Genomic DNA, 13,777 nt, shown 5'->3' with positions numbered 1-13,777 from the left:
CCGTCATTCCGGGCCTGCGCCTTACGGCACATCCCCATTGCGCGCTTGCGCAATGTGGAATGACGACTGGATAGGTAACTGAAAACATGCGCATCACCATCCTGTTCGGCGGATCCAATAGAGAGCGTCTGGTTTCGGTCGCGTCGGCCCAGGCGCTGCATCAGGCGCTGCCTGAGGCTGATCTCTGGTTCTGGGACATCCAGGACAGGGTGCATGTCGTCTCGTCGAAACAGCTCGAAGAGCACGCCCGTCCCTTCGAGGACGAGTTCAAACCGGGCACGCGCGGCGTTCCGCTGGAGCAAGCACTCAATCAGGCCAAGGCAGAGGACCGCGTGCTGGTGCTCGCTTTGCACGGTGGCCGCGCCGAGAACGGCGAATTGCAGGTGATGTGCGAAGCACGCGGCGTGCCCTTCACCGGATCGGGCTCGGCCTCCTCGCACCTTGCCTTCGACAAGATCGCAGCCAAGCATTTTGCCGCGCTCGGCGGCGTGACGCCGCCGGCAGGCGTCGCGCTCGACAACATCGACGAGGCCTTCGCCGAATACGGCCGGCTTATCGCAAAGCCGGCGCGCGACGGGTCGAGCTATGGCCTGATCTTCGTCAACGCCAAGCAGGACCTCGTTGCCGTCCGCAATGCGGCGAAGCTCGAGGAATACGTCATCGAGCCCTATATTGCCGGCGTCGAGGCAACCTGCGGCGTGCTCGAGCGGCCGGACGGCTCGATCATCTCGCTGCCTCCGATCGAGATCATTCCGGGCGAGGGCAATTTCGACTACGCGGCAAAATATCTCCTGAAGTCGACCCAGGAGATCTGCCCCGGCCGCTTCACGGCGGAGGTCACCGCCGGTTTGAAGGAGCAGGCGATGCTGGCGCACCGCGCGATGTCCTGCACCGGCTATTCGCGGTCGGACTTCATCGTCGCGGAAAAGGGCCTCGTCTATCTCGAGACCAACACGCTCCCCGGGTTGACCAAATCCTCGCTCTACCCCAAGGCGCTCAAGGCCGAGGGCATCGAGTTCGTCGACTTCCTGCGCGGCCTGATCGCGCTCGCCGAGCGGCGGGTGCGGAAATAACTAGGATTGGTTAATCCGCCGACGGGCGAAAGCGCCCGGTTTGGGGGCTAAAACCGGTAAATTGCCGGATATCGCGGCATAAATGCCTCAAAGAGCGGGGCAAAAAGCGTCCCGCGTTAACGAATTTTACCTTTTGTTTACCAGGAAGTCCGAAGGTTAACGCTGGCGGCGCATATGGCGCTTTGGCTGCCGGCGCGTGAGGGGTTGCGGGGTTCCCGCCTCCAGCGAACGCTTTGAACGGGAGAGGCTTCTTCTGCTGAAGACCAGCACCCGGCCCGGCAAGACCGAGACGTCATGTTCGCCAGGACCCGCGCGATGTCGCGGGCAAACTGTTGACGAGCTCGTGCAATGGATGGTGCAGGCAGCCTCACCCGGTCGCTTTTCAGATCGCTGAGGCCCGAAGCTGACTTGAAGGTGGCCGCTGTTGGAGCGGTCGTACTTCTGCGCGAGTGGATGCAGGAGAAGCGCGACGAGAAGCGCGCTGCCACCAAGATCAAGGCCAAGGCCGTCGTCGTGCGCGAGCCGCCGCCGCGCGTGGTCGCGCTGGTCGAGCGCTATCTGCCGCGCCGGGTCGGGATCAGCATGACCGTGCTGCTGCTGATCGGAAGCTGCGGCTTCGGCATCGTCAAGGGCGGCCACCTCCAGGATTTCATCACCGCCGTCAGCGACGCCCGCAATGCGCTGGCCAACTCCGCCGGCTTCCGCATCACCTCCGTCGTGATCAACGGGCGCAAGCAGCTCAGCCAGGACGAGATCCTCGCGGTCGGCGGCGTCAGCGGCCGCTCCTCGCTGCTGTTCCTCGACGCCGACGACGTCCGCGACAAGCTCAAGGCCAATCCGTGGATTGCCGATGCGACCGTGCTGAAGCTCTATCCGGGCCAGCTCATGATCGAGATCACCGAGCGCAAGGCGTTCGCGCTGTGGCAGGAGGGTGGCCGGCTCTCCGTGATCGCCGATGACGGTGCCGTACTCGAGCCTTATGTCTCGCGCCGCTTCCTGTCGCTGCCGCTCGTGGTCGGCAAGGGCGCCGAGACGCAGGCAAGGGATTTCCTCGCGCTGCTGGCGCGCTATCCGCAGGTCAATTCGGTGACCAAAGCCGCGATCTTCGTCGGCGAGCGGCGCTGGAACCTGAGGCTCAAGGACGGCCTCGACGTTCGATTGCCCGAACAGGACGTCGGCAACGCGCTCGCGGCCCTGTCCAAGCTCGACAAGGACGAAAAGCTGTTCTCCCGCGACATCGTCGCGGTCGACATGCGCCTGCCGGATCGGCTGATCGTGCAGCTCTCCGACGACGCCGCGAAGGCGCGCGAGGAGCAGTTCAAGGACAAGAAGTCGAAGAAGAAGGCCGGGGATTCCGCATGACCGGTCTCGATCGCACCCAGACGCCGAAGACCCGCCCGATGCCGCACAACCGCGGCGGCCTCGTCGCCTGCCTCGACATCGGCACCAGCAAGATCGCCTGCATGATCGCGCGGCTGAAGCCGTCGGCGCCGAGCGAAGCCCTGCGCGGCCGCACTCATGCGGTGGAATTGATCGGCTACAGCCAGATCCAGGCGCGCGGCATGAAGGCCGGCGCGGTGATCGATCTCGGCGAATGCGAGCAAGCGGTGCGCCAGGCCGTCGCGCTCGCCGAGAAGATGGCCAAGGTGCAAGTCGAGTCCGTGCTGCTGTCGGTCTCCGGCGGCAGGCTGGCCGGCCAGCTCGTCGAGGCTGCGGCCGACATTCGCGGCGGCGCGGTCACGCCGGCCGACGTCAATCGCGTCACCTCCGCGGGCATGCGCCACGCCACCGGCGAGGGCCGCACCGTGCTGCACGCGCTTCCGGTCGGCTACACGCTCGACGGCGTCAAGGGCATCCGCGATCCCCGCGGCATGATCGCTCGCCAGTTCGGCGTCGACGTGAACGTCGTCACCTGCGATGCCAATGTGGCGCGGAACTTGATGTTGGCGGTGGAGCGCTGCCACATCAATGTCGAAGCCATGGCGGCGAGCCCCTATGTGGCCGGCCTGTCGGTGCTGACCGACGACGAGGCCGATCTTGGCGCTGCCGTCATCGAGATGGGCGCGGGCACCACGACGATCGCTGTCTATTCCGGCGGCCATTTCGTGCATGCTGCGGGCTTTGCTGTCGGCGGACAACACATCACGATGGATCTCGCGCGCGGACTCTCGGCGACGATTGCCGATGCCGAGCGAATCAAGACGTTATATGGCACCGTCCTCACCGGCGGATCGGACTCGCGTGAGCTGATGTCTGTGCCGACTGCCGGTGACGAGCAGGATCTGCCGCAGATCGTCTCCCGCGCCACCATCGCCACCATCGTCAAGCACCGTGCCGAGGAGATCTTCGAAATGGTCCGGGACCGGCTCAAGGATTCGCCCTTCGCGGCAGAACCCAAGGGGCGTGTCGTGCTCTCAGGCGGCGCCTCGCAGCTCACCGGTCTCGTCGAACTCGGAACGCAGATCCTCGGCCGGCCGGTTCGGGTCGGACGGCCGCTTGGCTTCGGCCGGCTGCCCAACGAGGCGAAGAACGCCGCCTTCGCGGTGCCTGCCGGGCTTCTGGTCTACCCGCAATATGTTCATCTCGAACATGTCGAACCGCGACATACGCGGCAGCAGGTCAGGACAGGGACCGGCGGTTATTTCGGAAAGGTTGGACGATGGCTACGCGAGGGCTTCTGATGAACCGGTTCCGCAATCTTCGAAATTCACCAACTCCCGCGGCCGCCGGCCGGGGCGAACCCACGCGCGCGTGATCGAGAGGCAAACATGACCATCAATATCAATGTTCCTGATATTCACGAATTGAAGCCGCGGATCACCGTGTTCGGCGTCGGCGGCGCTGGCGGCAACGCCGTCAACAACATGATCACGGCGGGCCTGCAGGGCGTCGACTTCGTGGTCGCCAACACCGACGCGCAAGCGCTGACGATGTCGAAGGCGCAGCGCATTGTGCAGATGGGCACGCAGGTGACGCAAGGCCTCGGTGCCGGTTCGCAGCCCAACGTCGGCGCGGCTGCTGCGGAAGAGGTGATCGACGAGCTGCGTGACCATCTCTCGGGCGCCAACATGGTGTTCGTCACCGCCGGCATGGGCGGCGGCACCGGCACGGGTGCTGCTCCCGTGATCGCCAAGACCGCGCGCGAGATGGGCATCCTCACTGTCGGCGTGGTGACCAAGCCGTTCCACTTCGAAGGCGGCCGCCGCATGCGCACCGCGGAAGCGGGCATCAACGAGCTGCACAAGGTCGTCGACACGCTCCTGATCATCCCGAACCAGAACCTGTTCCGGGTCGCCAACGAGAAGACCACCTTCGCCGACGCCTTCGCGATGGCCGACCAGGTGCTCTACTCGGGCGTTGCCTGCATCACCGACCTGATGGTCAAGGAAGGCCTGATCAATCTCGACTTCGCCGACGTTCGCGCCGTGATGCGGGAGATGGGCAAGGCGATGATGGGCACGGGCGAAGCCTCCGGCGACAAGCGCGCGCTGACGGCCGCTGAAGCCGCGATCGCCAACCCGCTGATCGACGACTCCTCGATGAAGGGCGCCAAGGGCCTGCTGATCTCCATCACGGGCGGCAAGGACCTGACCCTGTTCGAAGTCGACGAAGCCGCCACGCGCATCCGCGAGGAGGTCGACCAGGACGCCAACATCATCGTCGGCGCCACCTTCGACGAAGCGCTCGACGGCCTGATCCGCGTCTCGGTCGTCGCCACCGGCATCGAGCAGGCTGCGATCGCCCGCAACAGCCAGGCGACCAGCGCTCCCGTCGCGAACCCGGCCCCGCAGGCCCAGCCTGCGGCTCCGGCCGCGGCTGCCGAGAGCCGTCTCGCTGACCTGACCGCGCGCCTGCGTGCCGACAATCAGCGCCTCGCCGAGCGCGCCCAGAAACTGGAGGCGCACATTCCGCCTGGCGCGCCCGCGCCGGCAGCCCCGATCGCGCCGCGTCCCCAGGTCGAGCGGGCCGCACTCGCCGCTATCGCCGCCGCGGTTGCTCCGGACGTTCCGGCGGCGCCTGTGCAGCCCGCCTCTTACGGCGACGTCACCGTGCGTCCGATCGCGCAGAAGCCCACCCTGTTCCCGGAGCCTGAGCAGGCCCCGCACGCCATGCAGGAGCCGATGACGCCCGACACCTTCATCCCGCCGCAGGCCGAGCGCCCGCCGGTGCGCGCGCCGCGGATGCCGCGCCTGGAGGAACTGCCGATGCCGGCCCAGGCCGAGATTCGCCAGGCTCGCGGTGAGGTCGAGGAGGAGCACCCGCAGAAGACCCGCCTGTCGCTACTCCAGCGCCTCGCCAATGTCGGCCTCGGCCGCCGCGACGAAGAGAGCGAGCCGCCGGTCGCGGCCCGTACCGCCGGTCCAGCGATGCCGCCGCTGCCCGAGCGCAAGCCGCAGCGCAACGTCGCCCAGCAGATCGCGGCCAATGAGCCGGTATCGGAATATGCCCGCCGTCCGGCCCCGCAAGGTCTGGACGCCCATGGTCGCCCCGCGCCTGTTGCGCCGGCGCCACAGGGAGACGACCATCTTGATATCCCGGCCTTCCTGCGGCGGCAGGCGACCTGAGGATTGTTACAATAAGGCAGACGAAAAAAGGTCCCGGCGGGAGGCTTGCCGGGACCTTTCCATTTGCATCATGCGGGTCTGGATTGTGCGCCCAAGCAACTGATTTTAAATCATTAATTATGCTTTCGGTGGTTCAGTAAAACTGCCGGTAGCCGCCCTCAACGTCGGCGCAATTTGGTTAAGCCTTGGCGCGAATACGGCAGAGTTGGGGTAACAATCGGTAAAAAAGCGTGAGTTGGCGCTGTTTAGGGCAGTGACTATGGTTCACCACGACTTGGGGATACGGAGATTCGCACGGTCGACGGGGGTCGATCAGTCGGGTCTTGTATAAGTCGCAGTTGGGTCTTGGTGGGGCGGTTCCTGATGAAATTTAGCCGGCAAACAACGCTTCGTGCGCAAGCCACAGTGGCCGGCGTCGGCGTTCATTCCGGTTCTCCCGTCACCCTCACGCTCGGACCTGCACCTGTCGATGCAGGTTATATTTTTGTCCGCACCGGCCTTGAGGGAAGTGACCGTGAAGTTCAGGCGACCGCCGAGCAGGTGATCGCGACCGAGTTTGCGACCGTTCTCGGCGACCGTGACGGCCCGCTGGTTTCCACTGCCGAGCATGTGCTTGCTGCGCTGCGGGGCATGGGCGTCGACAACGCCATCATCGAGATCGATGGCCCGGAAGTGCCGATCATGGACGGCAGCGCCGCGGCCTTTGTCGCGGCGATCGAGCAGGCCGGGATTGTGACCCAGCCGGCGCAGCGCCGTTTCATTCAGGTTCTGAAACCGGTTTCGGTTGCGATGGGTGATTCCTTCGGCGAACTGCGGCCTTATGCCGGCGGGTTCCGCGCCGAGATTGCGATCGATTTCGCCAATCCGGTGATCGGCAAGCAGAGCTTTGCGCTCGAGCTCAATCCGGAGCGTTTTCGTCGCGAAGTCAGCCGCGCCCGGACCTTCGGCCTGATGTGCGACCAGGCGCGGCTCTGGAGCGCAGGCTATGCGCTCGGCGCCTCCTTCGAAAATACCGTCGTGTTCGACGACGAGCGGCTGCTCAATCCAGAGGGCCTGCGCTACGCCGACGAATGCGTGCGCCATAAGGTTCTGGACGTCATCGGCGATCTGGCGCTGGCCGGCCTGCCGCTGCTCGGCGCCTACCGCTCGGTTCGCGGCGGCCACAAGCTCAACCACGCTGTTCTGACCGCGCTCCTCCGCGACCGTACCGCGTGGCGTGTGGTCGATGGCGAGGCGGCCCGCCGCACCACCCGTCCGGTCGTCGAGGTCGGCAGCGGCATCGTCGGTGGCCGGATTGCCGCGGCCTACGGGCCGGACGTGTCCTGAAGGACCTGTCGCCACGGGTATTCGGTGGCCTGCGGCACCCGCGAAACTCCTGGTAACCATGATCGGCTACCATGACGCGTGGCCGCCTTAATCCGGGCGAATTGCGCACCTATCCGGGTCGGTTAACGATCGTTTTTTGGATACATCGGCGTGGTCGCATTGGCAGGGCGCCACGGACAATCTTGCGTCCATGACGGGATATGGCCGGATCATGGGGTGGCGGGCACCGCATCACAGGGCGACGAGTCTCAATTCATGTCGGCACAGCGTATGACGCGCGAATATTCTCCGGTTTCGCTCAAGGCGTCGATCAAGGTCCGTCGGCTGGCGCAGGCCGCGACCTTCCTGATTCTCGCGCTGCCGCTCGGCGGCTGCGGCACCGGCGCCCTCTGGGACAAGTTCACCGCCAAGGATGACACCTTCGTCGAGGAGCCCGCCGACAAGCTCTACAATGAGGGCCTGTACCTCATGAACGAAAAGAAGGACATGAAGCAGGCGAACAAGAAGTTCGAGGAGGTCGATCGCCAGCATCCCTATTCCGACTGGGCGCGCAAATCGCTGCTGATGTCGGCCTATGCGGCCTACCAGGGCGGCGACTATGACGGATGCATCGGCGCGGCCACCCGCTACGTCACACTGCATCCCGGCAGCCCGGACGCCGCCTATGCGCAATATCTGATCGCGGCCTCCCATTACGACCAGATCCCGGACATCAGCCGCGACCAGGGCCGCACCGAGAAGGCGGTCGCCGCACTGGAAGAGGTGGTGCGCAAGTATCCGAACTCGGAATATGCGGCCAGCGCCAAGGCCAAGATCGAGGGCGCGCGCGACCAGCTTGCCGGCAAGGAAATGAATGTCGGCCGCTACTACATGCAGAAGCGCGACTACACCGCCGCGATCAATCGCTTCAAGGCCGTGGTGACGCAGTATCAGACCACGCGCCATGTCGAGGAGGCGCTGTACCGGCTCACCGAGGCCTATATGGCGATCGGCATCGTCGGCGAGGCGCAGACGGCGGCCGCCGTGCTCGGGCACAATTTTCCTGACAGCCGCTGGTACAAGGACGCCTATAATCTTGTAAAATCCGGCGGTCTCGAGCCGAGCGAGAATCAGGGGTCCTGGATCAGCAGGACCTTCAAGAAGATGGGCCTCGGCTAGGAAATTTGGGGTTCCATGCTGGCGCGTCTGTCGATCCGTGACATCGTCCTGATCGAACGGCTCGATATCGAATTCGCACCCGGCCTTGCGGTTCTGACCGGCGAGACCGGGGCGGGCAAATCCATCCTGCTCGATGCCTTTGCGCTGGCGCTCGGCGGCCGCGGCGATGCCGGCCTCGTGCGCCATGGCGTGGAGCAGGGCCAGGTCACCGCCGTCTTCGACGTGCCGAAGACCCATCCCGCCGCAAAAATCCTCGCCGAGAATGGGCTGGAGGATACCGATGAGATGATCCTGCGCCGCGTGCAGTTCGCCGACGGCCGCACCCGCGCCTTCATCAACGACCAGTCGATCAGCGTGCAGACCCTGAAGGCGGTCGGTGCCGCGCTGGTCGAGATCCACGGCCAGCATGACGAGCGCGCGCTGGTCGATGCCGCCACCCACCGCCGCCTGCTCGACGCCTTTGCCGGCCTCGAAAAGGATGTCGGGACGGTCGAATCGCTCTGGGACGCGCGCCGCACGGCGAATACCGCGCTGGAGGAGCATCGCGCCGGCATGGAGCGCGCCGCCCGCGAGGCCGACTATTTGCGCCATGCCTCCGACGAACTGAAGCAGCTCGCGCCGAAGGACGGCGAAGAGACCGCGCTGGCCTCGCGCCGCACCACCATGATGCAGGGCGAGAAGATCGCCGCCGACCTGCGCGAGGCGCAGGAAGCGGTCGGCGGCAATCACTCGCCCGTCGCGGCCCTGTCGGCCGCAGTACGCCGGCTGGAGCGCCGTGGCGTCAATTCGCCGGCACTGGTCGAGCCCGCGGTCGAGGCGATCGACGCCGCGATCAACGCGCTGGAGGAGGCGGATCAGCACCTCCAGGCTGCCCTGGCGGCGACCGATTTCGATCCGGCCGAGCTCGAACGCATCGAGGAGCGGCTGTTCGCGCTGCGCGCCGCCTCGCGCAAATATTCGACGCCGGTCGATGGGCTGGCCGCGCTCGCGGCCAAATACGCCGCCGACGTCGTGCTGATCGATGCCGGCGCAACGCAGTTGAAGAAGCTGGAGCAGGCGGCCATCGAAGCCGATTCGCGCTATGCGACGGCCGCGAAAAAGCTGTCGGCGGCGCGGCAGAAATCGGCGGAGAAGCTCAACAAGGCCGTCAATGCCGAGCTCGCTCCGCTCAAGCTCGAACGCGCAAAGTTCATGACGCAGGTCGAGACCGACGAGACCGCGCCGGGACCGCAAGGGTTCGACCGCGTCGAATTCTGGGTGCAGACCAACCCGGGCACCAAGCCGGGAGCGCTGATGAAAGTTGCCTCCGGCGGCGAGCTGTCGCGCTTCCTGCTCGCGCTCAAGGTCGTCCTCTCCGACCGTGGCTCGGCGCCGACCCTAGTGTTCGACGAAATCGATACCGGCGTCGGTGGCGCGGTCGCGGATGCCATCGGCGCGCGCCTCGCCCGCCTTGCCGGCAAGGTCCAGGTCATGGCCGTGACCCACGCCCCGCAGGTCGCCGCGCGTGCCGACCAGCATCTGCTGATCTCCAAGGACGCGCTCGACAAGGGCAAGCGCGTCGCCACTCGCGTCAACGCCCTCGCCGCCGACCACCGCCGCGAGGAGATCGCGCGGATGCTGGCGGGTGCGGAGATCACGGCGGAGGCAAGGGCGGCGGCGGAACGGTTGCTGCGGGCGGCCACGGCTTAACTTTCGTGTCCCGGACGCGGCGCAACGCGCCGCAGCGCCGGGACCCAGAATGCCGCCACGTGGGCCCCGGATCAGCCGCGCACCACGCCGCTGGGGCGGCGCGCTGCGCAGCATCCGGGGTACGAGACCTCAACCCGCCTTTACCGTCCCACCCGCTCCGTCGTATTCAAGCGCCATGGCAAGAGCAGCAAAAACCAAAGCCAAGCCGCTTCGCGACGTCGCCGATCTCACCCAGGCGCAGGCCAAGGTCGAGCATATGCGGCTCGCCCTCGAGCTCGAGGAGCACGACAGGCGCTACTATCAAGAGGACGCGCCGACGGTCACCGACGCCGAATATGACGCGCTGCGTCAGCGCTTCAATGCGATCGAGAAGCGCTTTCCGGAGTTCGTCAGCGCGGAGTCGCCGTCACAGAAGGTCGGCGCCGCGCCGTCAGGGCGCTTCAAGAAAGTCCGGCATGCCCTTCCGATGCTGTCGCTCGACAACGCCTTTGCGGAAGAGGATGTGCGCGACTTCGTCGGCCGCATCGCGCGATTCCTGAAGCTTGCCGATGACAAGATCGATTTCTCCGCCGAGCCGAAGATCGACGGGCTCTCGATGTCGCTGCGCTACGAGGGCGGCGAGCTCGTCACCGCAGCGACGCGCGGCGACGGCGCGGTGGGCGAGGACGTCACCGCCAATATCCGCACGCTCGAGGACGTGCCGCAGAAGCTGAAGGGCCGCAACGTTCCCGAGATCTGCGAAGTCCGCGGCGAGGTCTACATGACCAAGAAGGCGTTCCTGGCGCTCAACGAGCGGCAGAAGGCCGCCGGCGACACCGTTTTCGCCAATCCGCGCAACTCGGCCGCAGGCTCCTTGCGGCAGAAGGACCCCACGATCACGGCCTCGCGCCCGCTCGGCTTCTTCGCCTATGCCTGGGGCGAGATGAGTGCGATGCCCGAGGGTACGCAGAGCGGCATGATCCACTGGTTCGAGCGCTGCGGCTTCAAGACCAATCCGCTGACCAAGCTGTGCCACTCGGTCGAGGAGTTGCTGGCCTTCCATCATTCGATCGAGGAGCAGCGCGCCGAGCTCGACTACGACATCGACGGCGTCGTCTACAAGGTCGACCGCATCGACTGGCAGGAGCGGCTCGGTTTCGTCTCGCGCACGCCGCGCTGGGGTATCGCGCACAAGTTCCCGGCCGAGCGCGCCATGACGGTGCTGCGTGACATCGAGATCCAGGTCGGTCGCACCGGCTCATTCACGCCCGTCGGCAAGCTCGAGCCGATCGGCGTCGGCGGCGTGATCGTGCAGAACGTCACGCTGCACAACGAGGATTACATCAAGGGCATCGGCAACAAGGGCGAGGTCTTGCGTGAGGGCCGCGACATCCGGATCGGCGACACCGTCGTGATCCAGCGTGCCGGCGACGTCATCCCGCAGGTCGTCGACGTCGTCATCGACAAGCGGCCCAGGAGCGCGAAGGAATTCCATTTCCCGAAGAAGTGCCCGTGCCCGCTGCACACCGACGTCGTGCGCGAGGAGACGGCGACCGGCGAAGAAGGCTCGCGCGCCCGCTGCACCGGCGAGTTTGCCTGCCCCTATCAGAAGATCGAGCACCTCAAGCTGTTCGTGTCGCGGCGCGCCTTCGATATCGACGGCTTGGGGGAGAAACAACTCCAATATTTCTTCGACGAAGGTTTCGTGAAGGAGCCCGCCGATATCTTCACGCTGGAAAAGCGCAATTCGAAGCTCAAGCTCGAGCAGATCGAGGGCTACGGCGCAACGTCGGTGCGCAACCTGTTCGGCGCCATCGAAAGCCGGCGCAAGATCGCGCTGGAGCGCTTCATCTACGCGCTCGGCATGCGCCATGTCGGCGAGACCACGGCGCTGGCGCTGGCGCGCGGCTATGGCTCGTGGGACGCCTTCCACGATGCCTGCCTCAGGGTCGCCAAGGACGACGAGGAGGCGATGGCCGACATGGACGCGCTGGACCAGATCGGCGACACCGTGATCAAGAGCATCGCAGACTATTTCGGCGAGAGCCACAATCGCGGCATCGTCGAACGGCTGACCAGCGAGGTCGAGATCGTCGATGCCGAGAAGCCGAAGCGCAACTCGCCCGTCACCGGCAAGACTGTCGTGTTCACCGGCTCGCTGGAGCGCATGACACGCGACGAAGCGAAAGCGACCGCGGAGCGGCTGGGCGCAAAGGTGTCGGGCTCGGTGTCGAAGAAGACCGACCTCGTGGTCGCAGGTCCGGGTGCCGGCTCGAAGCTCGCGGAAGCCAACAAGCACGGCGTCAAGGTGCTGACCGAGGAAGAGTGGCTGAAGCTGATCGGGGAGTGAGGTTTGCTCTGCTCGTGCCCACTCGCTCCGCTGTCATCGCCCGCGCAGGCGGGCGATCCAGTATTCCAGAGACAGTGCGAGGATACGAAAAGGCCGCGGCGTACTGGATCCCCCGCTTTCGCGGGGGATGACACCGAGAGTATTGCAACGGCCGTCGCGCACAGCAACAGCTACATCATCCCGCGCTCTTCCTCCTCGGCCTGCTCGATCAGCGTCTCGGTCACCACCACTTCGCGGCGCGGCACGATGAAGATCATCGTGGCGGCGCAGAGTAGCGAAATCGCGAGGATCGCCGCGGTCAGCGGCAGCGTCGTGGTGGAATGGCCGCCGAGATAGGCGCCGAATTGCGACATCAGCGCGCCGATGCCCTGCTGGAGAAAGCCCATCGCGCCCGATGCGGTGCCGGCGGCCTCGGGGCGGATGCTGATTGCGCCGGCGGCCGAGTTCGCCATCACGAAGGCATTGCCCGCCATCACGATCATCTGCGTTCCGAACAGCCATGCCGGCGCTTCGTTCCAGCCCGCAAAGCTCCACACGAGGTTGGCGAGGCTGCCGCAGAGTTGCAGGCCGAGGCCAAGCCAGATCAGCTTCTCGAGTGAGTGCCGCGGCGCAAAGCGCACGCAGAGCAGATTGCCGACCAGATAGGCAAAGCCGGTCGTCGCGAACCACGCACCATATTCGGCACTGCTGCGGCCCATCTGCGTCACCACGATGTAGGGACCGCCGCCGGCGAAGGCGAAGATGATCTGCGAAGCCAGCACCTGGCACAGCACATAGCCGACGAAGGCGCGGTTCCTGATCAGGATGCCGACATCGCCGCGAAAGCCGCTGCCGGCGGCGCGGTTTCGGCGCGTCTCCGGCAGCGCGAACGCGATGCCGACGGCGACCGCGATCGCGCCGATGGTGATGGCATAGAAGATCGCGCGCCAGCCGAACGCGGTCTCGATCAGGCCACCGGTCAGCGGCGACAGCATCTGTCCGATCATCAGCGCCGCGACCACGAGGCTGATCATGGAGGCGACGCGCTCGCGCTCGTAGATGTCGCGGATGATGGCGCGGCTCACCACCATGCCGGCGGCGCCGCCCAGCGCCTGGAAGAAGCGCGCGGCGATCAGTTGCGGCAGGTCTTGCGCGAAGATGCAGGCAACACTCGCCGCCACCATCAGCACCAGCCCTCCGAGCAGCACGGGCCGCCGGCCGAACTTGTCCGATAGTGGCCCCATGATGATCTGCGAGCAGGCGATGCCGACCATATAGAGCGACACCGTCATCTGCGCGATCGAGATGTCGCGGCCGAATGTCGTCGCAAGCACCGGCAGCGCCGGAACCAGCATGTAGAGCGAGATTGGCGCTATGCCTGTCATGACGACCAGCAACAGCAGCATCACGCGCGAGGTCGCGATGTTCCCGTGCGCTGCCGCTCCCCGCGGCTTGCTGATCATGCCGTGCATGCGTGTCCGTCTCTTCAAGAATTCGAATCGACTGTAGCGCGCTCGCGCAAGACGCATATCGGCGTTTCGGAATGCGGCCATACCGAAACCGGGAGGGTTATGATGATGATGGGCGGAGAGGCCGTTGTTCTACGGGGATGTGGCGTGATCTGGCGCCCGCAAACTCTCCGTCATCACCTGCGAAAG

General features: G+C 65.7%; 9 protein-coding genes. 8 read left to right on the top strand and 1 reads right to left on the bottom strand.

Annotated elements, in window-relative coordinates:
- Positions 1–86: 86 nt before the first annotated feature.
- The 8 genes from MTX21_RS16505 to ligA all read left to right on the top strand — a co-directional run bounded on the left by MTX21_RS16505 (position 87) and on the right by ligA (position 12,140).
- On the top strand, positions 87–1,073 hold the full coding sequence (locus MTX21_RS16505) for a D-alanine--D-alanine ligase (protein WP_280965834.1): 987 nt from the start codon (positions 87–89) through the stop codon (positions 1,071–1,073).
- Between the two features lie 348 nt (positions 1,074–1,421).
- Entirely contained in the window at positions 1,422–2,435 is a 1,014-nt protein-coding gene (locus MTX21_RS16500; protein ID WP_280965833.1) for a cell division protein FtsQ/DivIB, read from the top strand.
- On the top strand, positions 2,432–3,754 hold the full coding sequence (gene ftsA / locus MTX21_RS16495; RefSeq protein WP_280965832.1) for a cell division protein FtsA: 1,323 nt from the start codon (positions 2,432–2,434) through the stop codon (positions 3,752–3,754). The genes MTX21_RS16500 and ftsA overlap by 4 nt, the downstream gene beginning before the upstream one ends.
- Positions 3,755–3,841: 87 nt before the next feature.
- A complete protein-coding gene (gene ftsZ, locus MTX21_RS16490; RefSeq protein WP_280965831.1) occupies positions 3,842–5,638 on the top strand; it encodes a cell division protein FtsZ in 1,797 nt (598 codons plus the stop codon).
- A 363-nt stretch (positions 5,639–6,001) separates the two neighbouring features.
- Positions 6,002–6,964 (top strand): UDP-3-O-acyl-N-acetylglucosamine deacetylase, encoded by a 963-nt coding sequence (gene lpxC, locus MTX21_RS16485; RefSeq protein ID WP_280965830.1) that lies wholly within the window; start codon positions 6,002–6,004, stop codon positions 6,962–6,964.
- A gap of 255 nt (positions 6,965–7,219) precedes the next feature.
- Positions 7,220–8,122 (top strand): outer membrane protein assembly factor BamD, encoded by a 903-nt coding sequence (locus MTX21_RS16480; RefSeq protein ID WP_280965829.1) that lies wholly within the window; start codon positions 7,220–7,222, stop codon positions 8,120–8,122.
- A gap of 15 nt (positions 8,123–8,137) precedes the next feature.
- Entirely contained in the window at positions 8,138–9,811 is a 1,674-nt protein-coding gene (recN, locus tag MTX21_RS16475; RefSeq protein WP_280965828.1) for a DNA repair protein RecN, read from the top strand.
- A 175-nt stretch (positions 9,812–9,986) separates the two neighbouring features.
- A complete protein-coding gene (ligA, locus tag MTX21_RS16470; RefSeq protein ID WP_280965827.1) occupies positions 9,987–12,140 on the top strand; it encodes an NAD-dependent DNA ligase LigA in 2,154 nt (717 codons plus the stop codon).
- Positions 12,141–12,310: 170 nt separating this feature from the next.
- Here ligA and MTX21_RS16465 read toward each other — a convergent pair whose 3' ends face one another.
- Complete coding sequence (locus tag MTX21_RS16465; protein ID WP_280971075.1) at positions 12,311–13,591, bottom strand: multidrug effflux MFS transporter; 1,281 nt, start codon at positions 13,589–13,591, stop codon at positions 12,311–12,313.
- Positions 13,592–13,777 lie beyond the last annotated feature (186 nt).

The sequence above is a fragment of the Bradyrhizobium sp. ISRA430 genome, assembly GCF_029909975.1.
In the GTDB taxonomy this organism is placed as follows: domain Bacteria; phylum Pseudomonadota; class Alphaproteobacteria; order Rhizobiales; family Xanthobacteraceae; genus Bradyrhizobium.
The sequence above is the reverse complement of the archived record's forward strand: the minus strand, read 5'-3'. Positions and strand labels throughout refer to the sequence as shown.

What these genes read in the sequence shown, in the direction of transcription:
- ftsZ (WP_280965831.1), top strand. Translation starts at nt 3,842, where the DNA reads ATGACCATCAATATCAATGTTCCTGATATTCACGAATTGAAGCCGCGG.
- MTX21_RS16480 (WP_280965829.1), top strand. Translation starts at nt 7,220, where the DNA reads ATGTCGGCACAGCGTATGACGCGCGAATATTCTCCGGTTTCGCTCAAG.
- recN (WP_280965828.1), top strand. Translation starts at nt 8,138, where the DNA reads ATGCTGGCGCGTCTGTCGATCCGTGACATCGTCCTGATCGAACGGCTC.
- MTX21_RS16465 (WP_280971075.1), bottom strand. Translation starts at nt 13,591, where the DNA reads ATGCACGGCATGATCAGCAAGCCGCGGGGAGCGGCAGCGCACGGGAAC.
- lpxC (WP_280965830.1), top strand. Translation starts at nt 6,002, where the DNA reads ATGAAATTTAGCCGGCAAACAACGCTTCGTGCGCAAGCCACAGTGGCC.
- MTX21_RS16500 (WP_280965833.1), top strand. Translation starts at nt 1,422, where the DNA reads ATGGATGGTGCAGGCAGCCTCACCCGGTCGCTTTTCAGATCGCTGAGG.
- MTX21_RS16505 (WP_280965834.1), top strand. Translation starts at nt 87, where the DNA reads ATGCGCATCACCATCCTGTTCGGCGGATCCAATAGAGAGCGTCTGGTT.
- ftsA (WP_280965832.1), top strand. Translation starts at nt 2,432, where the DNA reads ATGACCGGTCTCGATCGCACCCAGACGCCGAAGACCCGCCCGATGCCG.
- ligA (WP_280965827.1), top strand. Translation starts at nt 9,987, where the DNA reads ATGGCAAGAGCAGCAAAAACCAAAGCCAAGCCGCTTCGCGACGTCGCC.